This window comes from Massilia pseudoviolaceinigra (assembly GCF_030846505.1).
GTDB classification, from domain to species: domain Bacteria; phylum Pseudomonadota; class Gammaproteobacteria; order Burkholderiales; family Burkholderiaceae_D; genus Telluria_A; species Telluria_A violaceinigra.
Genome location: NZ_JAVCWL010000018.1, coordinates 41,548 through 62,083 on the forward strand (window position 1 = coordinate 41,548; position 20,536 = coordinate 62,083).

Here is a 20,536-nt window from a genome sequence, read left to right on the forward strand (position 1 = left end):
CCGAGTGCCGCCTTGGCGCGGGAACGACGAAGTCGCGTCACCATTCAGGAGAACCCCACTGTGAGCAACGACCTGTCCGCCAACACGCAGCTCTGGAACGAAGACCTCGCGCCCACCTCCGACGCGCAGCGCACCTGGCGCTGGTATCACTTCGCCGCCCTGTGGGTCGGCATGGTGATGTGCATTCCGGCCTATACCCTGTCGGCCAGCCTGATCGAGGGCGGCATGTCCGGCTACCAGGCGGTGCTCACGGTCTTCCTTGCCAATGCCATCGTGCTGCTGCCCATGCTGCTGATCGGGCACGCGGGCACCAAATACGGCATTCCCTACGCGGTGCTGGCGCGTGCCTCGTTCGGCACCACGGGCGCCCGCATTCCTGCCTTGATGCGCGCCATCGTCGCCTGCGGCTGGTACGGCATCCAGACCTGGTTCGGCGGCAGCATGATCTACACGCTGCTCGGCGTGATGATGGGGGCCGAAATCGGCGGCGCCAAAATTGCGGGTCTCGGCATCAACGGCATGCAGCTCCTGTGTTTTCTCGCGTTCTGGGCCATCCAGTTCTACTACATCGTTCACGGCATGGAATCGATCCGCAAACTCGAAACCTGGACCGCGCCGCTCAAGATCCTCATCTGCTTCGTGCTGCTTGGCTGGGTCTACAACAAAGCCGGCGGTTTCGGCCCGCTGCTCGAACAGCCGTCGCAGTTCGTCGAAGGCGGCAAGAAAGCAGGCCAGTTCTGGAGCACCTTCTGGCCGTCGCTCACGGCCATGGTGGGTTTTTGGGCCACGCTGGCGCTGAACATCCCCGACTTCACGCGCTTCGCCAAGACCCAGCGCGACCAGATTATCGGCCAGTCGGTCGGCCTGCCGGTGCCAATGGGGCTGCTGGCAGCGCTGGCCGTGATTGTGACGTCGGCCACGGTGGTTTTGTACGGCAAGGCGATCTGGGACCCGGTGGACCTGGCCAGCCGCATGACCGGCATCGCCGTGCTGATCGCGCTGATCGTACTGCTGGTCGATACCGTCAGCGTCAACCTGGCCGCTAACCTGGTTGGACCGGCCTACGACTTTTCGTCGCTGGCGCCGAAACACATCACCTACCGCGCCGGTGGCTACATCACGGCGGGCATCGCGCTGGTGATGATGCCGTGGAAGATCCTCGAATCGACCGAAGGCTATATCTTCACCTGGCTGATCGGCTACTCGGCGCTGCTCGGACCTATCGCCGGCATCCTGATCATCGATTACTACTTCATCCGCAAGACTGAACTCAATGTCGCCGACTTGTACCGCGATGATGGCGTCTACTCGTACGGGAACGGCTGGAACGTGGCCGCGATTGTCGCCTTCGTTCTCGGCGTGGCGCCGAATATCCCGGGCTTCCTGAATGCGGCCTTTCCGGCGTCGTTCCCGGACGTGGGCGCGCTGTTCAAGACACTGTATACATATGCGTGGTTCGTCGGGATCGCCATTTCCGCACTGGTGTACGGCGTGATGATGAAGGGGAAGGCGCTGCCTACCCTCAGCACCGCGGCCCGTACCTGAGTATCTGATTGCCTTACAGGAGAGACTTATGACCACGATTATCCGCGGCGGCACGGTCGTCAATGCAGACCGCGCGTTTCGCGCCGATGTACTCAGCGACGGCGACAAGATCGTCGCCATCGGCGAAAAGCTCGACGCGCCCGCCAATTCGACGGTGATCGATGCCAGCGGCCAGTACGTCATGCCGGGCGGGATCGACACTCACACGCACATGCAGCTGCCGTTCATGGGCACCGTCACAGCCGACGACTTCTTTACCGGGACCGCCGCCGGCCTTGCAGGCGGCACGACGACCATCATGGACTTCGTCATTCCCAATCCGCAGCAGTCCTTGCTGGAGGCGTACCACACGTGGCGCGGCTGGGCCGCGAAGTCCGCAGGCGACTATACCTTTCACGTAGCGGTCACCTGGTGGAGCGACAAGGTGCACGAGGAAATGGGTGTGCTGGTGCGCGATCATGGCGTGAACAGCTTCAAGCACTTCATGGCGTACAAGAACGCCATCATGGCGGACGACGAAACGCTGGTGCGCAGCTTCACGCGCGCACTGGAGCTGGGCGCGATTCCAACCGTGCACGCCGAGAATGGCGAACTGGTTTTCCAGCTGCAGCAGGACCTGCTCCGGAAAGGCATCACCGGTCCGAGTGCGCATCCGCTCTCGCGTCCTCCCGAGGTGGAAGCGGAAGCCGCCAACCGCGCCATTGCGATCGCCAACGTGCTGGGGACGCCGGTGTACATAGTTCACGTGTCATGCGCAGAGTCGCTCGATGCGATTGCGCGTGCGCGGGCCAAGGGCCAGCGCGTGTACGGCGAGGCGCTGGCGGGACACCTGGTGATCGACGACAGCGTGTACCAGAGCGCGGATCTCGAATTCGCGCGCGGACACGTGATGAGCCCACCGTTTCGCAGCAAGCACCATCAGGCCGCGCTGTGGCAGGGCCTGCGCGGCGGGAACCTGCATACGACGGCGACCGACCACTGCACCTTCTGCGCCGAGCAGAAAGCGGCGGGACAGGATGACTTTACCAAGATTCCGAACGGCTGCGGCGGCGTCGAGGACCGCATGTCGGTGGTGTGGGACGCTGGTGTCAATTCGGGGATGCTGACGCCATCCGAATTTGTGCGCGTAACGTCCGCGAATGCGGCGCAGATTTTCAATATGTACCCACGCAAGGGCGTGGTGGCGGTGGGCGCGGATGCCGACCTGGTTGTGTGGGACCCGGAAGGCACGCGCACCATTTCGGCCAAGACGCAGTTTGCCAAGGGCGGGTTCAATGTGTTCGAAGGCCGCACCGTGAAAGGTATTCCCTCGCATACCCTGCATGCGGGGAACGTGGTGTTTGCCCGGGGCGAGCTGCGCGCGGTGTCGGGCGCCGGGCGGCATGTGGATCGCCCTGCATTCACCAAGACCCATGCCTGACCTCCCTTCGCATGTCTTCAATTTTTGGAGTGATCAATGAACGATCTGCGCATTAACGGCGAGCGCCTGTGGGCCTCGCTGATGGAACTGGCTAAAATCGGCGCCACGCCAAAAGGCGGCGTCAAACGCCTCGCCTTGACGGACCTCGACAAGCAGGGCCGCGACCTCGTCGTCGGCTGGGCGAAGGAAGCTGGCATGTCGATCACGGTCGACCAGATCGGCAATGTCTTCATGCGCCGCGAAGGGCGCAACCCATCGCTGCCCCCGATCATGACCGGCAGCCATATCGACACTCAGCCCACCGGCGGCAAATTCGATGGCAATTACGGCGTGCTGGCCGGTCTGGAAGTCGTGCGTACCCTCAATGACCAGGGCGTCACTACCGAAGCACCTGTCGAAGTGGCCTTCTGGACCAACGAGGAAGGCTCGCGCTTCGTGCCCGTGATGATGGGCTCCGGCGTCTTCTGCGGCGCCTTCAGCCTGGAGACGGCCTACGCCGCCAAGGACACCGAAGGCAAAAGCGTCAAGGATGAACTGGCGCGCATCGGATACATGGGCGAGCAGGTTCCCGGCCAGCACCCCATCGGCGCCTACTTTGAAACTCATATCGAACAAGGCCCGGTGCTGGAAGATGCCGACAAGGTGATCGGCGTGGTGCCGGCGGTGATGGGACTGTCGTGGTACGACTGCGTGGTCACCGGCATGGAGGCGCATGCCGGCCCCACGCCCATGGGCCTGCGCAAGGATGCGATGCAGGTCTCTACCCACATCATGCAGGAGGTGGTGAAGATCGCGAACCGCTATCCGCCGTATGGCCGTGGCACGGTCGGCATGGTGCAGGTGTTCCCCAACAGCCGCAACGTCATTCCCGGCGAGGTCAAATTCAGTATCGATCTGCGCAACGTGAACGATGAACTGCTCAATACCATGCATGAAGAAATGCTGGCATTCATCGACAAGACCCGCAGCGACTCCGGCCTGGCCATTTCGATCGAGCGCGTGTCGTACTATCCGCCTTGCCCGTTCCATCCGGACTGCGTGGGTGCGGTGCGCGAGGCGACCGCCAGACTCGGATACTCCACGATGGACGTGGTGTCCGGCGCCGGCCACGACGCCATCTACGCGGCCCGCCTGGCCCCCGCCGGGATGATTTTCGTGCCCTGCAAGGACGGCATCAGCCACAATGAAATCGAGGATGCCAAGTCCGACCACCTCGAAGCGGGCTGCAATGTGTTGCTGCATGCCATGCTGGAGCGCGCGAAAATCGTGTCCTCATAATTTCAGTTGAGAAATCACGTCGGCGTTCTCCTACCGTTACGGACGGACTCTGCTGATTCGTGCGTAGGAGTTTGCTTGTTACTCTGTCCTTTTCCATGAGGAGGACAGTTCATGCGCGCTTTAACCTATCACGGCAGCAACGACGTCAAGGTTGACAACGTTCCGGATCCGATTTTGCAGGAGCCGGACGACATCATCCTGAAAGTGACTGCCACCGCCATCTGCGGATCGGACCTGCACATGTACCGCGGGAAGATCCCGGCGATGAAAAGCGGCGATATCCTGGGCCATGAATTCATGGGCGAAGTCGTCGAGACGGGCCCCAACGTCACCAAGCTGCAGAAGGGCGACCGCGTGGTCGTGCCGTTCGTGATCGCGTGCGGCAGCTGCTTTTTCTGCGACATGGATCTGTATTCAGCATGCGAGACCACCAATCCAGATCGTGGTTCGATCATGAACAAGAAAAGCCTGCGTTCCGGCGCGGCGTTGTTCGGATTCAGTCATTTGTATGGCGGCGTGCCGGGCGGGCAGGCTGAATACGTGCGGGTGCCGAAGGCGAATGTCGGTCCGATCAAGATTCCCCTGACGCTGGCCGATGAGCAGGTGCTGTTCTTGAGTGATATTCTGCCGACCGGTTATCAGGCCGTGCTCAATACGGGCGTGGGCAAGGGCGGCAGCCTGGCGATTTTTGGTGCCGGGCCGGTGGGGCAGATGGCGGCAGCCAGTGCGCGCATGCTGGGAATCGAGAAGATTTTCATGGTCGACCATCACGCGTTCAGGCTTGAATTCGCGCGCAAGACGTATGGTGTCATTCCGATCAATTTCGACGACTGCGACGCTGCGGAGTTCATTCTCGATCACACCGACGCGCGCGGTGTCGATGGCGTGGTGGAGGCGGTCGGCTTCGAGGCCAAGGGCAGTACGGTGGAAACCGTGATGACCAACCTGAAGCTCGAAGGCAGCAGCGGCAAGGCCCTGCGCCAGTGTATCGCGGCTGTGCGGCGCGGCGGGACGGTGAGCGTGCCTGGCTTGTATGCCGGGTTCATTCACGGCTTCCTGTTTGGCGATATCTTCGAGAAGGGGATCGGGATCAAGGCCGGCCAGACGCACGTGCAGAAGCATATGCCGGAGCTGCTCAAGTTCATCGAAGAAGGCAAGCTCCATCCGAATGCGATCATCTCGCATCGCCTGAATCTTTCGCAGGCGGCGGAGGGGTACAAGATGTTCGATAAAAAAGAGGATGATTGCCGGAAGGTGGTACTGACGCCTTAATCGTCGTTCCCGCGTAGGCGGGAACCCAATTTCGTACCGCAGCCTAGGCGGCTCAACACACTTGGGTTCCCGCCTGCGCGGGAACGACGGGGCTATGTGAGGCTGCGCAGGAAGTCTAGCAGCACCTGCGCTGCCAGCTCTGCATCATCCCCTGTCATCGTCTCCAGCCGGTTATGGCTGATCCCACCGTTGCCGCACCGTGTGAACAGCATCGCCACATCGGTAATCTTCGCCATTGCCATCGCATCGTGCCCGGCGCCGGAAGCGAGGTCGTAACGCGGCAGGCCGGCGCGTTCGATTGCATCGCCCAGTTGATCCATCAGCGCCGGCGCGCATGGCGCGGCCGGTGCCGACACGATCTGCTCGACCTCCACTTCCACATGGCGCCGTCCGCAGATCGCCTCGATGCCGTCCAATATTTCCTTGACCGCCGCATGGCGCACAGCGTCGTCCGCAGCGCGGATGTCCAGCGACAGCTTGCAGTGGCCTGGAATCACATTGACCGATCCATTCGGCACCTGCAGCTGTCCCACCGTGCCCACCAGCGACCCGGCGCCGCTGCAGCGCCGCTCCACCAGCAGTACGATCTCCGCCGCGGCAGCAGCGGCATCCTTGCGCATGTTCATAGGCGTGGTGCCCGCGTGGCTGGCCAGCCCGGTCAGGTCGACCAGGTAGCGCGAGCTGCCGGCAATCGCCGTCACCACGCCCACCGCCAGGCCGCGCTCCAGCAGCACCGGCCCTTGTTCGATATGCACTTCCACAAAACCCAGCAGACCTTCAGGATTGCGCGCGATCGACGCTATCGCGCCGGGATGGTGGCCGGCGGCCGTCAGCGCCTGCAGCATGGTGACGCCGTCGGCATCGACCTGTTCCAGCAGCGCCATGTCGAACTGCCCGATCACCGCGTTACTGCCCAAGAAGGTACTACGAAAGCGAACGCCTTCTTCCTCGGCGAAGCCCACCACTTCGAGGTGATAGGGCAGGCGTTCGCCGCGTTCGTGCAAGTGGCGCACCACCGCAATCGGCAGCAGGATGCCTAGGCGCCCGTCGTACTTGCCGCCATCGCGCACGGTGTCGTAGTGCGAGCCGGTCATCAGCGTCTTTGCATCCGGGTCAGCCGACAGATAGCGTCCGACCACGTTGCCCACGGCGTCGATGCAGGTTTCCATGCCGGCGTCGCGCATCCATTCGGCCAGTTGCGCGGCGGTGCGCTGGTGCACGCCGGTCATGTAGGAGCAGGTCAGGCCATCATCGGCCTCGCTCCATGCGCCGATGGTTTCGGCCCATTGCATCACGGTGGGACCGAATACGGGCGTCAGTGTGAGCAGGTCGTTGATGCGCAGTTCGGCGATGCGGTGAATCTGGCGCAGGCATTCGGCCATCTCGTCGGGACGCTGGTTTTTCAGGCGCCGCGTGAAGGTGTCGATGATGGCGCGGCGGGTCAGGCCGTTGCCGTCCGGGCCTTTCACCGCGAGGATGAACGGAAAGCCGAAGCGCGCGTTGTAGTCGGCATTGAGCTTGTGCAGGGTCGCGTATTCTTCCGCGCTGCACAGGTTCAGGCCGGACTTGGCCTGCTCATTGGTCGACTCCTGCGTCAGTTCACCGGCGATGGCCGCTTTGCCGGCCAGTTCTGGGTGGGCGCGGATCAGGCCAAGCTGTTCGTCGACGCTGGCCTTGGTCACTGCCGTTTGCAGCGCGTATTTGAGCGCCGTCACGGTCGCGAACGGGCGAGCGGACAATGCGCGTTCCGGAATCCATGGCGAATGTTCGTAAATGCCGCGCAGGGTGTCGACAAAGGCCGCCGCGTCGCAGCTGTTCAAATCCGTCAATGTAGTCATGTTATGGGTATTCCATCTTTGATTACCGATCATAAGCGCTGGCTGCGTTGTACACATACGAGCCAGCTGATAACCGCTATCGCTACTTCTGCACCAGCGCCTTGGCAGCGGCGCTGACCTGGTCGCGCAGCCATTTGTGTTCGGGCGCCTGGTGCACGCGTTCGTGCCACAATTGGTAAAACCGCATCGGCGGGAATTTCACCGGCACCGTGAAGCTTTTGAGCGGCAGCGTCTTTTCATAAAAGCGCATGAACTGGCGCCCGGTGGTCAGTACCAGGTCGGTCTGTGTCAGCATATACGGAATCAGGCCGAAATAGGCCGATTCCACCGCCACCTTGCGCTGCATGCCCTGGCGTTCGAGGAAGGAGTCGATCACGCCGTGGTAACCGGGCAGCATCTGGGACGGCGCCACGTGGGGCAGGGTCAGATAGTCTTCGATCGTCATCGCATCGCTGGCCGTGCGTTTGGCGTACGGGCTGTCGGCGCGCATGGTGCAGATGATCGGGTCCTCGAACAGCTTGGAAATGTGCAGATGCGCGGGTGGCTCGTCCCAGTTGGCGATGACGAGGTCCATGTCGCCATCCGACAGCATGCGGATGTAGTCCACGCCACCGCCAAGGCTGTGGATCACCACGCGGCTGTTGGGTGATCCGCGCCGCAGCGCCGCCACCACGTTCGGCAAGAATTGGCTGTCGAGGTAATCCGGCGCGGCGATGTGGAAGGTACGCGCTTCTTCCTGCGGCATGAAGGGCGATTTCTTGACGAACAGGCTTTCGGTTTCGTCGAGGATGCGCTTGGCCGGCTTGAGCAGGCTTTCGCCGTGCTGGGTCGGCACCATGCCGCGTGCGCCGCGCACCAGCAGCGGGTCGCCGGTCAGCTCGCGCAGTTTGCGCAGCGATGCCGAGATCGAGGGCTGCGGCTGATTGAGCTTGAGCGCCACGCGCGAGACGTTTTTTTCGACCAGCAGCAGGTACAAAATGCGGATCAGGTGCAGGTCGAGGTGTTGGGGAAGGCTGGACATCGGTATGTATATGAATTCGAGTATGTCGAATATACGCCATATTTCATGTTGTGGCACTTGAATCAGTTTATCTTGGGTAAATTCGCGCTACTATCGCCGCAGCCCACGCAACAAGGAACCCCATGGAAGTGTTCGGATACCTGATCCCCTACGGCCTCGAATGGCTCAACCTCATCGTGCGCTGGCTGCACCTTATCACCGGCATCGCCTGGATTGGCGCCTCGTTCTATTTCGTCTGGTTAGACAACACCATCCGCCCTCCCGCGCCGGGTTCCGACCTGGCCAACAAGGGCGTGTCGGGCGAATTGTGGGCGGTGCATGGCGGTGGTTTCTATAACCCGCAAAAATACCTGGTGGCGCCGGCCGAACTACCCAAGGAGCTGCACTGGTTCAAGTGGGAAGCCTATTCCACCTGGCTGTCCGGTTTTGCGCTGCTCACCATCGTCTATTACTTCAACGCGCAGGCGATGATGGTCGATAAGGCCGTGGCGGACCTGAGTTCCTTGCAGGCGATCGGCATCGGTATCGGCAGCCTGGTGCTCGGCTGGACGGTGTACGACCTGCTGTGCCGTTCCCCGCTCGGTAAGCGCGACCTGCCGTTCGGGATCGTGATGTTCCTGTTCCTGGTCGCCAGCGCGTATGTGCTGAACAAATACCTGAGCGGGCGCGCCGCCTACATCCACGTGGGCGCGATGATCGGCACCATGATGGTGGCCAATGTGCTGATGCTGATCATTCCGGGACAGCGCAAGATGGTGGCCGCGATGATGGCCGGCCAGAAGCCGGACCCGATTCACGGCCTCAAGGCCAAGCAGCGCAGCGTGCATAACAACTACTTCACCCTGCCGGTCCTGTTCATCATGATCAGCAATCACTACGCCATGACGTACCGCCACGAGCATGCGTGGGCGGTGCTGGCCGGGATCATGGCGGCCGGCGTATTGATCCGCCACTTCTTCAACCTGCGCCACAAGGGCCGCGTGGAGTGGAGGTATCCGGTGGCCGGCGTGGCGCTGCTGCTGGCCGTAGCCATCGCCATTGCGCCCAAGGCGCCTGCCGCTGCGGCCGCGGGCGTCGATCCGGCGGCGCAGTTCGCGCAGGTGCAGGCCATCGTCATACAGCGCTGCGCGACGTGCCACGCCGAGCGACCGACCCAGCCCGGGTTTGCCAGCGCGCCGGCCGGCGTCATGCTGCACAACGCGGAACTGATTCGCCAGAACGCAGCGAAGATTTACCAGCAGTCGGTGCAGCTCAAAGCCATGCCGATCGCGAACCTGACCAACATGACCGATGCCGAGCGCGCGCAGGTCGCCGCGTGGTTCGAAGCCGGCGCTAAATAGGAATGACAGCAATGACAATGCGAGCACAAGAAGAACTGATTGACTGGATCGACGCCCACTTCGATGAACAGGTGGCGTTCTTGCAGCAGGTGATCCGCATTCCAACCGATACGCCGCCGGGAAACAATGCGCCGCACGCGGATGCCGTGGCCACGATGGTGGAAGCATTCGGCTGGAGCGCCGAGAAGCATGCGGTGCCGGCGCAGGCGGTGCGCGACTACGGCATGGAGAGCATCACCAACCTGATCGTGCGTCGGCCCTATGCGGCAGGCGGGCCGACCATTGCGCTCAATGCGCATGGCGACGTGGTGCCACCGGGCGAAGGCTGGGTGCATCCGCCGTATGGCGGCGTGGTCGAAGATGGTTTCATTTACGGACGCGCGGCGGCGGTGTCGAAGTGCGATTTTTCGACGTATATTTTCGCCGTGCGCGCGCTCGAAGCGCTGGGCGTGCCGCTCAAGGGCGGTCTTGAACTGCATTTCACCTACGACGAGGAATTCGGCGGTTTGCTCGGACCGGGCTGGCTGCTCGAACAAAAGCTGACCAAGCCCGATTTCGTCATCGCGGCGGGCTTCAGCTACAACATCGTCACGGCGCATAACGCCTGCCTGCAGCTGGAAGTGACGGTGCACGGCAAGTCGGGTCATGGCGCCATGCCGGAAACCGGGCACGATGCACTGCAGGCGGCAACACGCATTCTGACTGCGATTTACGGACAGCTGCCGGAACTGAAAAAAATCAAGTCGAAGGTGGCGGGCATCGATTCGCCGACCATGCTGGTGGGGCGCATCGATGGCGGCACCAATACCAACGTGGTGCCGGGGAAGGTCGTGCTGAAGATGGACCGGCGCATGATTCCGGAAGAAGATCCGGTCGCGGTGGAAGCGCAGGTGAGGGCACTGATCGAGGATGCCGTTCGTGGCGAGCCGGGGATTCGGGTCGAGATCAGGCGCCTGCTGCTGTCGCACGCGTTGCGGCCGTTGCCGGGGTCGGACAAGCTGGTGGCGAGCTTGCAGAAGAATGGCAGGCAGGTGATCGGCGAGGAGATTACGGCGCAGGGAACGCCGCTGTATGCGGATGCGCGTTTGTATGGCGAGCACGGAATTCCGGCGGTGCTGTATGGCGCGGGACCGCGTACGGTGCCGGAGTCGAATGCGAAGAAAGCCGATGAACGCCTGGCGCTGGAGGATTTGCGCAAGGCCACCAAGGTGGTGGCGTTGACGTTGCTGGATTTTCTCGGGCACTGACATCCGCTCTGTCTCTCCCGCCGAGTGCCGCCTTGGCGCGGGAGAGACGGCTCGTGGGTTAGTGGTAAGTGCGCGGACCGTTACTTCAACGTCCGCTCAAACAGCTGGTAGATCCGGCGATACTGGTCATACCAGCTCTCCGGCTGCACGAACGCGTGGCGTTCCAGCGGGTAGCTGGCCAGCTCCCAGTGATCCTTTTTCAGCTCGATCAAGCGCTGCGCGATGCGTACCGAATCCTGGTAGAACACGTTATCGTCCACCATCCCGTGCGAGATCAGCAGGTGTCCGCGCAGCTTGTCCGCGTACTCGATCGGCGACGACTTGCGGTACGCTTCCGGATCCAGATCAGGCGTATTGAGAATGTTCGCGGTGTACTCGTGGTTATACGTCGTCCAGTCGGTCACGGGCCGCAGCGCCGCGCCTGACTTGAACATCTCCGGCTCGCGCATCAGCGCCATGAAGGTCATGAAGCCGCCATAACTGCCGCCGTACACGCCCACGTTTTTCAGGTCGCCCTGGTGGTTCGCCGCCATCCAGTTCACGCCATCGACGTAATCTTCCAGCTCCGGATAGCCCATCTGGCGATAGATGGCCGTGCGCCAGGCGCTCCCGTAGCCTCTTGACGCGCGATAGTCCAGATCGAGCACGATGTAGCCCTTCTCGACCAGCAGGTTGTGGAACATCTGCTCGCGGAAGTACACCGGATAGCGCTTGCTGACATTCTGCAGGTAGCCCGCGCCGTGCACGAACATCACGATCGGGTACTTCTTGCCCGGTTCCAGATTCGCCGGACGATACAGCTTGCCCCAGATCTGGCCCGCCCCTTTGGTCGACGGCACTGCCACGTACTGCGGCTCGATCCAGCTGCGCGCCTTGAAGTCGGACGAGCGCGTATCGGTCAGCTTGACGGGCGCGCCGCCACTGGCTGCGATGGTTGCCAGCTGCGCCGGCATGTAGCTCGACGAATAGTGCACCAGCAGCTTGCGTTCGTCCGGCGACAATGCAAACTGCTCGACGCCTTCGAGCGCCGTCACTTCGCGCAGCCTGGCATCGACGGCCGAGACCGAGCACACTTCGTACGTACCCGGGTTCTTCGGGTTGCACATCATGAAGGCCGTGGTGCCGTCGGCCGACCACTGGATGCGGGTCGCTTCCCACTTGCCCTGCGTGAGCGCGCGCGTCTTGCCGTCGCTGGCGCGGGTGTACAGATGCGCGTAGCCGCTCTCTTCGGAGAGGTACCACAGCGTGCTGTTGTCGGGCAGCCAGCCGAATTCGTTGTTACCCGAGTTGACCCAGGCATTGTCGGTGACGCGGTGGGCCGGCTTGAGCGTGGCGCCGGCCAGGTCGACGGTGGCGATCCAGCGGTCCTTGTTGTCGGCGGCGCGCAGCATCACGGCCAGGCCTGTGCCGCTGCGGTTCCATTCGACCGCGGCGCCATCGTCATCGACGCGCACCACGCGGTTGCCTTTCAGTTCGGGCAGTTTTTGCGCCTTGCGCAGGTCCGCCAGCGGGTCGACGCCGATGCCGGGCAGGCTGTCGAAGGACAGGTCGCGCATCTCGCGCGTGGCCAGGTTGACCAGCTTCAGTGTGTGCGAAACCGGTGCGTTGCGGCCGACGCGCGGACGCTGGTCGTCGAATTCTTCGTAGCCCGATTCGGTCACGTAGCGCGGCAGCTTGCCGACGCGGCCCTTGTCGGTGGCCTTGGGTGCGGTCACCAGCAGCAGCCAGCGGCCGTCAGGCGACAGGGCGCTGCCGTCGATGACGACCTTGTCGCCCAGGTAGATCGGCGCCGGCGCGCGCGTGGGATCGGCGCGGCGTTCCTGTTCGGCGCGGTCGCGGCCCGCGTCGCGGTCGTCCTTCTGGCGCTTGAGGGTGGAGATCAGGCGTAGTTGGAGGTCGCGCAGGTTGTCGGCGTCCGGCGCGGCGGCGGGGTCCTTGGTGGCGTGCGCCGCGGCCAGGGGCGAGATCAGGCGGTCGGCGCGGTTCCAGCCGAGCCATTCATGGCCGACGCGGAACTGCACGCTGCGCCCGTCGGCGGAGTACTGGGGCGCGGCCAGGCCGTTGCTGCCGCGCGTAATCTGGGTCAGCGCGCCGCTTTTGAGATCGCGCTCGAACAGGTCGCCGTTGCGCAGCATGATGGAGCGCGTGCGCTCGCGATTGTAGATGACCTTGTCGCTGTCCAGATTGGCCAGCTCGGCGTCGCCAACCAAACGTGGTTTTCCGGGCGCGGCCTGGTAGATGTCGCGCAGTTGGGAACCGGTGCGCTTCTGTTTGTAAAACACCTGCTTGCCGTCCCAGCTCCACCAGGCGGTTTCCGCCGGCGTGCCGATCCAGTCGGGGTGGGCCATCGCCTGATCGAGGCTGATGGGCGTGGCGGCGACGGCGGGGATCGCCCACATCGCGGCCAGGAGGGGTAGGACAAATAGGCGCATGGTAAATACAGTTCGAGAGGAAATGAAAGGAAATGCGAGAAGTTGCAGGATCGCATTCTAGCGCAGGCGCGGTGGGTGTGGGCGGCTGGCGCCGCCGCACAACATTGCGCACCCGGTCTATCGCGCGCGGCGTGCCTTACGGATCGATTCGATCAATTCAAAGAGCAGCATCCCGCCCAGCATGGTCGCGACGAAAACCAGGGCATCGCTGCTGCCGGTCGCCAGCGATGCCAGCGCGGGACCGGGGCAGTAGCCGGCCACGCCCCAGCCCGCGCCGAAGGTCAGCGCACCGATCAGCAGGCGCTGGTCGATCTTGCCGGCCGGGGGCAGGTGCAACGCTGCGCCAAGCAGCGCGGTTGAACGCCGGGCCGCGATGCGGAAGGCGACCGCCGCCACCGGAATGGCGCCGGCCATCACAAACGCCAGCGCCGGATTGAAGTCGCCGGCCAAGTCGAGAAAGCCGATCACCTTGGCCGGATCGGTCATGCCCGAGAGGATCAGGCCAAGTCCAAAGACCAGGCCGCTGGCGAAAGCCGCGCTGACGTATTTCATGAGGCTCCGAATCCTAAGAGGTGGCGCAGCACGAAGACGGTGACGAAGCCGGCCAGCATGAAGGTGGCGCTCGCGGCCAGCGAGCGGGGCGACAGGCGCGCGATGCCGCACACGCCATGCCCGCTGGTGCAGCCGGACCCGTAGCGGGTGCCCAGTCCCACCAGCACACCGCCCACGATCAGGCTCGCCTTGCCGGCGTCGACGTGCACCTGGGGCAGGGGAGCGAACAGCACGAACACCAGAGGTGAGAGCACCAGTCCCAGGAGAAAGGCGATGCGCCAGCCGAGTTCGCTCCGAACCGGACGCAGCAGCCCGCCGAGGATGCCGCTGATGCCGGCGATGCGGCCATTTAGCAACAGGAACATCGCGGCGGCGAGGCCGATCAGGGCGCCGCCGGCCAGCGCGCGGACGAGGTCAGGACTGAGCGGTGGCATCGTCTTTTTTCTCCGGGGTCGGTGAACAGAACTGCTGGTACAGCACATCCATGACGGCGCTGGCCGGCGCGCTGCTGAGCGAGTAGAAAATCTGCTTGCCGGCGCGCCGTGTACTGACCAGTTGTTCGTTGCGCAGGACGGTAAGCTGTTGCGACAGCGTCGGCTGGCGAATGCCGGTCACTTCTTCCAGTTCCCCCACGTTGCGCTCATGGTGCGACAGCTGGCACAGCAACAGCAGGCGGTCGCGGTTGACCAGCACTTTTAACAGCGCGCACGCCTGGTCCGCGCCAGCGGCGAAGCGTTCGAGATCGAGTGAATTTTCCAGCATGGGCATGGGCGCGGCGACAACCATCAATATCAATCTGGATAATATATCACAAGATAGAATATGTGCAGATCAGATGTTCAGGACCGGGAGTGCCGGGATCGAGGCGGAGGAGGGGGAAGGGGTGCGCTGCAGCGGTGGCAGCGCGGAAAAACACCCGGCCACGAGCGCGGCCGGTGAGATTTACACGTCTTGCTGGTCTTGCTCTGGCTCCGGGCCATCGCGAAAGAAAATGGCGATGCGAACGGCCAACGCAATCGCTGCCAGCGCGCCCGGGAGGTATTCGATGACTTCCATGATCAACCCCGCGAAGCCAGATTGCGCAATTCAGCCGCCAGGCTAGGATGCATGTGCTGGTAAGCATTTGCCATGACGATCAGCTTGCGATGGCTGCGCATGCGCGCCCGGTCGTTCTGGGTCGGCTTGACCGCTACTTCCTGCGCGATGAACTGGCGCTCTTGCGCGGCAAACAGCGCTGCGGCAAAGGCACGCGCCGCATTGCTGACGTCGGTCAGGTAATGGCGGAAGCTTTGGTTCGTCGGTTGGGTGTAGGTGGCGCTGCTCATTTGGAACTCTCCTGGGGATTAAATTGCGTTGTTGCAGTGCAGTATAAGAGAGTCCGAGGTATAAAGAAAATTTTGATTTATGATGCCTCATATCACCATCGGTAATATCAGCATTTTCGCAGCTATATGCATTATTCGCGCCAGTGATGTCGTTGGGCAATATGACATGTCCGTATATCAATATGAATAAAGGGGCAAATGCAGGGGGGGATTGCAGCCCCGATGTGATGCGCTATGCTGCCTGTTTGAGCTATTCAGGCGTGGATGAATGACAAAACTTAAAACGTTCAATCATGTGGCCGCCGGCGTATCCCAGTCCTTCATCAGCCGCAACAACGATGTGGGCGGCTACTGGGCGCTCGGAGAACTGTACAAGGACGCCAAGGCGCCGGACTATGCTTTCCAGCTGCAATTGCTCGACGGTGTGGCCATACCGTCCTCGCGCAGCGCCTGCCAGGTCGCTAAAAACTACACGGGGTTTTTGCAACGGGCGCTGGCCGACAAGGGCATTTCGTCCGATGAGCTTGCGGATGCGAATGTATACATACAGTTCAATGCAGAAGCACCCGAGGGTGCGATCCCCATGGAATATCAGGGCGATCCTTTCGTTTGCACCGTTACGTTGAGAACGGCGCAAGGAAAGGTGGCGGTGGCGAAGGCGTATGGGCGTTGCTTTCGCAATCGGTGGGGCATGTTCGCCGGTCGGGCGGGATAGCGATCTTCACCCCGCAGGCGACCGAACGCGTCCGCTTGTTTGTCTGCCTTGCGAGGAGAAATGTAGTGCGCTGGTGTGGGCAATGAGGTCGGTAATGCGGCCAGCTTCGAGCATGGCGGCATTACGTCGGGTTTTACGCGTCGGCTGGAGCAGCGTCTCCATCGGCGCTGGCGGGTGGCGCAAAACTGTCGAGCCAAGTGCGCCACAGGGTCTCGAAACGTTCGTCGAACGGACGTGCGGTGGCGGCGGTCAGGATCAGCGCGCGTTTCGGTCCGATCAAAAAGGCGGCCTGGCGCTGGCGGATCGTCTGGGCTCCGTTCTTGTACTGCGCCTCGATCCGTTCGCCCGACATTTCCGGCTGGTGCGAGCCAAGGCGCTCCGGCGCGCGTGCCAGCAGTTTGTGGCCGGGCATGCGCGCCTTGAGCAGGCCAAGCTGGCGGTCGACATACGTGGTGAGGGTTTCGCCCTCGGCCAGCCAGTCGCGCGCGATGCTCAGGTTGGGCTGGTTTTGCAGGTCGGCCGGCACGAAGATATTGGTGGTGTTGTCCTGGTAGCCCGGAGGCAGTCCGATGCTGCCTTCGTGGATGCCGACGCGGGGCGCCGGCTCGGTGCTGCTTGCTGCTGTGTTCTCGCTCATGCGCTATATCCGTTTTCTGGGGAGTCAAAAAGTAATCGGCGTGGTGCTACTTGGTCGAGTAGCGTGGCGGCGTGCTGATGTTCGCGCAGCGCGGCGGACGCTGGCCGATGCAGCGCTCCAGCATGGCGACCATGGCGGGCAGGGCGCGCCGGCGCGCGATGGCCAGCGCGTTTTCGCCGCGCGCGTTACGCAGGGCCGGGTCGGCGCCCTGGTCCACCAGGAAAGCGCTCAGTTCCAGATTGCCGCCTTCGATGGACAGCATCAGCGGCGTAGCCGCATGCACCCCGGGCTGGTCAATCACGGCACCGAGCTTGAGCATCATGTCGGCCAGCGTGGCTTGCCCGCGCACGTCCGCGTGGTGGGCGCTGTTGGCCAAGTGGTGCAAGGCTGTGTTGCCGTCGTCGTCGCGCTGACGCGTATCGGCGCCGCGGTCGAGGAGGGCGCGGGCGGCGGACCACTGGCCGCTGGCGAGCGCCGCGTGCAGCGCGGTGCCTCCGTGCGCGCTTTGCGGCGCATCGAGCACGGCGCCGGCCTGGTGCAGCATATGGATGGCGTCGACATCGCCTCTGGACGCCGTCATTATCAGGGGCGTGACACCGCCATGGCATGCATTCGGATTGTCGCCGGCGGCCAGGGCTTTTTTCAGCGCGGCGTGGCGCTCCTTGCCGAGGGCGCCAAAGATGCGTGGCGCGCGGACAGACGGCTTGTCGGCCGCGCGGCGTTGGTCGGCCCCGTCGTCGCTGGCGGGACAGCGCTGGAGCGCGGAAGGCTGGTTTGGCAGCGGTGCCGCCCAGGCAAGTGGCAGGCTCAGCACGCAGGCAAGCAGCATCGCGGCACGGGGAGCGTTATTCATTGCCGGGCAGCGAAACGGTGGTTTTTTGGCATGCGTGTCCCAGGTCGGCGAGCAGGTGATCTTGCTCGACCATATGTTAAATATAAAAACAATAAGATTGATTCTAGCAAATCATGCCATCGTCGACAATTCGTACCGTATGCGCATGCATTCCTTTCGATCTGCCAGAAGGCGGCGCCAGCGGCGGAGCGATTGCCACGTCCGACAGCGACAGCGTGGCGCAAGCCCTCGGGCGGCCGATCCGGTTAACATGTTTCCTGCTCATCGGCATGCGTGTCGCCTTCAAGCGCCCCGCGTGAGAATATCTTCAGACAGCGCGTGGCTCCGGCCGTAGTTTGATGGCAGGGTCGCCCAGCACCACATAGTTGCGGCAGTCATCCCGGGCGATACGCGCCGCCAGCAACGCGGATTCGCGCACCGCCTTCCCATACAGTTTTTCCTGCAGCATATTGACCAGTTCCGTACTTAACACCCCCCACTGGCCATTGAATTGATTGGTGGCGTGGCCGATGCGCTGGCCTGCCATGAGCAGGCCGAGCACGTCGCGGAACCCTTGTGTCTGGGCCACGCCACGCTCGGACTGGAAGCTGGAGGCCCACGCCCGATCGACATGTCCCAGCGAAGCGAGCACACCGCCTTGCGGCAAGGCCATCAGTGTTTGCGGTAGCCGCGATGTCGCCGGCTTCGGCATGATGCGCGACTGCGTTTCTTGAAAGTGAAAGTTATCGAACTCGGGTGTGCCAGCCCCATAACAGGCAAAGAAAAAATGAATCATTCCGTGCACGTTGGCGTCCGCCGGCACATCGCTGGCAGCGAACCAGTGCTCGCTGGAGATGCCGCCATAGCCGGGCCACTCGTGGCAGACCAGTGCTCCCTGGTTTTCCGCCTGTCGTTGATCGTCGACACTGAACGCCATGCCGTGCGTCCCGGTGAACAGGATCGATGGTGGTGCGCCGACATTGTTGAGAATGCGCGTCAACGCTTCCTTGGTTGCCTGCTCTTGCAGGGTGGGATTGAGCGAGAAGCCGAATTTTTTTCCCAGAGGGACTGCTTTTGCGCCGCCGGTGCTCCACGGAATGGCGACCTGCTTGGTGAACAGTTGCGAAGCGCGGTCAAAGTCGTGGCATGTGGCAAACAGCTCGATCTGGCGCCTGGTCATCAGGGCCGCGTTGTTTTCAAAGGAAACCACGCTGCGCGCGTAGGCCGACAAGTCCGCCAGCGAAGTGAAATCGAGCCGGCCGACTGCCGCGACAATATCGAGTGCGTATTGAAACTCGAACGGCACGTCGGTGGGCGGGCCGACAATTGTCAGATAATAGGGTACGCCTGAGTCGGGGTCGATCAGGGTGAATGCCGAGCCATGGCGGACCAGCCATTGATTGGCGGTCTCGCCGGGCCGATAGCCGTCGGGGCCACTGAAAATGCGAAAATATTCGCCTGCTTGCCGGCGTCGCAAGGCCACCAGCTCATCCATGGCATCCAGGTAAGGAGTAGGGTCCGCGCCGGCCGCGAATATGATGCCCCAACCGGCTTCCGCGAGATTGTCCGGATCGATTTCGCTGGGCACGCCAAACACATCGCCGCTGCGATCCATGGCTTCGGTAAGGGTGCGCAATTTGACTTCCGCCGCGTGCATGCGCGTCGCGTCCAGGCCCTCGCTTGCATCGCCCAGCGGCCTGCCGGTATCGGCATGGATACCGAATGACAGAGGGGCGTCCGATTCGTCCGTCATGCGGCCTCCTGCGCGGACATCGCCGCTTGCCAGATCAGATGCGCCACTTCAGGCCCGGCAATATCGCTGTGGGCGCCGGACAGGCCATCGAGCTTGCGAATGTATTGGCTGCCGTCGACGTTGTAGACGCAGCCGGGCGCGAACTGATAGGCATCCGCTTGCGCATGCATGAACAGTGCCTTGCCATCGGCAATGCCGCAGATGCCATGAGTGCCGATCGCGCCGAATTGCGGCAGGCCGAAAGAAACCTGATTGGCGACACCAGCCGCCCACGGATAGATTTTTCCCACGGCGTAGTCGTATTTCGATTGCGTGCACACCAGCGGACCACGCACCAGTTTATTGGCCAGTATGTTGCTGAAGTAGCCTGGCACATCGCTTTGAAGTGGATTGGACCTGGCGAATGCCCACAGGGAGGTCGCTCCCTGCACCAGGACGCACGAGTCGATCGGACGCACAAGCGCGGCGCCAGCCTGCCGGCCGAGCACGGCGGAGCTCATGACGATGCAGCCGAAACTATGCCCCATCAGATGAATTCTGAGCGCGGGGGCCGATTGCTGCAGTTTTACCAGTAAAGGATGAAGGCCGTCCTCACCTACGGTCTTGGCCCGCTTCTTCATGGTCCAGAAGGTCAGCTGGCGCAGCGGTGCGAGCAATCTGCTGGCAAGCGCGCCGCCACCGAACGCCACGTTGTCGTCGTCCACCAGGGCTTGGTCAGGATCGAACTTCGCCCGATCCGCCGCGCCGTCGCCGGGCGCGCCGCCATCGCCCAGTGCGAGCGCCTGGTCGAGCTCCAGATACGCTTCGCGGGCCGCGTCGGTCAAGTCATATTCAGCGCAATTGGTCCGCAAATCGGCGAACAGCTTGTGCAGCGCGGCGCGCACAGCGGGCGTATCACCCAATTCGCTGGCGTAGTGATCTTCCAGCGATTGCACGGAGGCGCCGGATCCGGGCGCGAAACTGGCGCCCGGTGCCAGCGCTTCATTGCCCCAGGCCAGGCTGGGCCAGTGAAATCCGATGTGCATTTCCTTGAAACCAGGCTGGCGTTGCAGCATCTGCGCGCGATCCGCGCTGCGGGCGGCAAAAGCGCCGATCCAGCGGTCGTATTGATCGACGGCGTCGCGCACAGCGCCTTTCCAGCCGTGACTCCACAGGAAGACGTCGGTGATGCCGTCCTCCACTACCGTTTGGATCGCGCGTGCGCTGATCGGTCCTTGCGGCCAATCCGGATCGGGCGACGGTTCGCCGCCTTGTGCATTCACGGCCACCAGCACATAGCTGGCGTCTGTTCCTGGAATGGCGCGGTAAGGCATGGGTATCTCCTTGAGG

General features: G+C 62.8%; 19 protein-coding genes. 8 read left to right on the forward strand and 11 right to left on the reverse strand.

What is annotated here, in order from left to right; translation table 11 throughout:
* The first annotated feature begins 60 nt into the window (after positions 1 to 60).
* The 4 genes from RBA40_RS18390 (at position 61) to RBA40_RS18405 (ending at position 5,515) form a co-directional block, all read left to right on the forward strand.
* Positions 61 to 1,545 (forward strand): NCS1 family nucleobase:cation symporter-1, encoded by a 1,485-nt coding sequence (locus RBA40_RS18390; protein WP_306649221.1) that lies wholly within the window; start codon positions 61 to 63, stop codon positions 1,543 to 1,545.
* 28 nt (positions 1,546 to 1,573) lie between these two features.
* Positions 1,574 to 2,965: a dihydropyrimidinase gene (gene hydA, locus RBA40_RS18395; protein ID WP_306649222.1), complete on the forward strand. Its 1,392-nt coding sequence runs from the start codon at positions 1,574 to 1,576 to the stop codon at positions 2,963 to 2,965.
* Positions 2,966 to 3,001: 36 nt separating this feature from the next.
* Positions 3,002 to 4,243 carry a Zn-dependent hydrolase gene (locus RBA40_RS18400; protein ID WP_306649223.1) on the forward strand — a complete coding sequence of 414 codons (1,242 nt, stop codon included), beginning with the start codon at positions 3,002 to 3,004 and terminating at the stop codon, positions 4,241 to 4,243.
* Between the two features lie 111 nt (positions 4,244 to 4,354).
* A complete protein-coding gene (locus RBA40_RS18405) occupies positions 4,355 to 5,515 on the forward strand; it encodes a zinc-dependent alcohol dehydrogenase (RefSeq protein WP_306649224.1) in 1,161 nt (386 codons plus the stop codon).
* A 92-nt stretch (positions 5,516 to 5,607) separates the two neighbouring features.
* Here RBA40_RS18405 and RBA40_RS18410 read toward each other — a convergent pair whose 3' ends face one another.
* The gene (locus tag RBA40_RS18410) at positions 5,608 to 7,353 is read right to left on the reverse strand and encodes an allantoate amidohydrolase (RefSeq protein ID WP_306649225.1); all 1,746 of its coding nucleotides are present in this window, start codon (positions 7,351 to 7,353) and stop codon (positions 5,608 to 5,610) included.
* 82 nt (positions 7,354 to 7,435) lie between these two features.
* Entirely contained in the window at positions 7,436 to 8,374 is a 939-nt protein-coding gene (locus tag RBA40_RS18415) for a LysR substrate-binding domain-containing protein (protein WP_306623361.1), read from the reverse strand.
* A gap of 122 nt (positions 8,375 to 8,496) precedes the next feature.
* Here RBA40_RS18415 and RBA40_RS18420 point away from each other — a divergent pair, with 122 nt between their 5' ends.
* Complete coding sequence (locus tag RBA40_RS18420) at positions 8,497 to 9,714, forward strand: urate hydroxylase PuuD (RefSeq protein WP_306649226.1); 1,218 nt, start codon at positions 8,497 to 8,499, stop codon at positions 9,712 to 9,714.
* 11 nt (positions 9,715 to 9,725) lie between these two features.
* Positions 9,726 to 10,961: a M20/M25/M40 family metallo-hydrolase gene (locus RBA40_RS18425; protein WP_306649227.1), complete on the forward strand. Its 1,236-nt coding sequence runs from the start codon at positions 9,726 to 9,728 to the stop codon at positions 10,959 to 10,961.
* Positions 10,962 to 11,041: 80 nt separating this feature from the next.
* Here RBA40_RS18425 and RBA40_RS18430 read toward each other — a convergent pair whose 3' ends face one another.
* The 5 genes from RBA40_RS18430 to RBA40_RS18450 all read right to left on the reverse strand — a co-directional run bounded on the left by RBA40_RS18430 (position 11,042) and on the right by RBA40_RS18450 (position 15,270).
* The gene (locus tag RBA40_RS18430; RefSeq protein WP_306649228.1) at positions 11,042 to 13,393 is read right to left on the reverse strand and encodes a prolyl oligopeptidase family serine peptidase; all 2,352 of its coding nucleotides are present in this window, start codon (positions 13,391 to 13,393) and stop codon (positions 11,042 to 11,044) included.
* A gap of 117 nt (positions 13,394 to 13,510) precedes the next feature.
* Positions 13,511 to 13,945: a DUF6691 family protein gene (locus RBA40_RS18435; RefSeq protein WP_306649229.1), complete on the reverse strand. Its 435-nt coding sequence runs from the start codon at positions 13,943 to 13,945 to the stop codon at positions 13,511 to 13,513.
* Positions 13,942 to 14,379: a YeeE/YedE family protein gene (locus RBA40_RS18440; protein WP_306649230.1), complete on the reverse strand. Its 438-nt coding sequence runs from the start codon at positions 14,377 to 14,379 to the stop codon at positions 13,942 to 13,944. The genes RBA40_RS18435 and RBA40_RS18440 overlap by 4 nt, the downstream gene beginning before the upstream one ends.
* The gene (locus tag RBA40_RS18445) at positions 14,360 to 14,707 is read right to left on the reverse strand and encodes an ArsR/SmtB family transcription factor (protein ID WP_306649231.1); all 348 of its coding nucleotides are present in this window, start codon (positions 14,705 to 14,707) and stop codon (positions 14,360 to 14,362) included. Before RBA40_RS18445 ends, RBA40_RS18440 begins: the two co-directional genes overlap by 20 nt.
* Before the next feature lie 296 nt (positions 14,708 to 15,003).
* Positions 15,004 to 15,270: a hypothetical protein gene (locus RBA40_RS18450; RefSeq protein WP_099874534.1), complete on the reverse strand. Its 267-nt coding sequence runs from the start codon at positions 15,268 to 15,270 to the stop codon at positions 15,004 to 15,006.
* Positions 15,271 to 15,538: 268 nt separating this feature from the next.
* Here RBA40_RS18450 and RBA40_RS18455 point away from each other — a divergent pair, with 268 nt between their 5' ends.
* Complete coding sequence (locus tag RBA40_RS18455) at positions 15,539 to 15,985, forward strand: hypothetical protein (RefSeq protein WP_306649232.1); 447 nt, start codon at positions 15,539 to 15,541, stop codon at positions 15,983 to 15,985.
* Positions 15,986 to 16,118: 133 nt separating this feature from the next.
* Here RBA40_RS18455 and RBA40_RS18460 read toward each other — a convergent pair whose 3' ends face one another.
* Complete coding sequence (locus tag RBA40_RS18460; RefSeq protein WP_306649233.1) at positions 16,119 to 16,622, reverse strand: DcrB-related protein; 504 nt, start codon at positions 16,620 to 16,622, stop codon at positions 16,119 to 16,121.
* Between the two features lie 46 nt (positions 16,623 to 16,668).
* Positions 16,669 to 17,475: an ankyrin repeat domain-containing protein gene (locus tag RBA40_RS18465; RefSeq protein WP_306649234.1), complete on the reverse strand. Its 807-nt coding sequence runs from the start codon at positions 17,473 to 17,475 to the stop codon at positions 16,669 to 16,671.
* A gap of 113 nt (positions 17,476 to 17,588) precedes the next feature.
* Between RBA40_RS18465 and RBA40_RS18470 the strand changes: the two genes are divergently transcribed.
* Positions 17,589 to 17,774 carry a hypothetical protein gene (locus RBA40_RS18470; protein WP_306649235.1) on the forward strand — a complete coding sequence of 62 codons (186 nt, stop codon included), beginning with the start codon at positions 17,589 to 17,591 and terminating at the stop codon, positions 17,772 to 17,774.
* An 8-nt stretch (positions 17,775 to 17,782) separates the two neighbouring features.
* Here the strand turns inward: RBA40_RS18470 and RBA40_RS18475 are convergent, their stop codons facing one another.
* Together RBA40_RS18475 and RBA40_RS18480 are read right to left on the reverse strand one after the other, a co-directional pair.
* On the reverse strand, positions 17,783 to 19,207 hold the full coding sequence (locus tag RBA40_RS18475) for a C25 family cysteine peptidase (protein ID WP_306649236.1): 1,425 nt from the start codon (positions 19,205 to 19,207) through the stop codon (positions 17,783 to 17,785).
* The gene (locus tag RBA40_RS18480) at positions 19,204 to 20,481 is read right to left on the reverse strand and encodes a hypothetical protein (protein WP_306649237.1); all 1,278 of its coding nucleotides are present in this window, start codon (positions 20,479 to 20,481) and stop codon (positions 19,204 to 19,206) included. The genes RBA40_RS18475 and RBA40_RS18480 overlap by 4 nt, the downstream gene beginning before the upstream one ends.
* Positions 20,482 to 20,536: the final 55 nt, after the last annotated feature.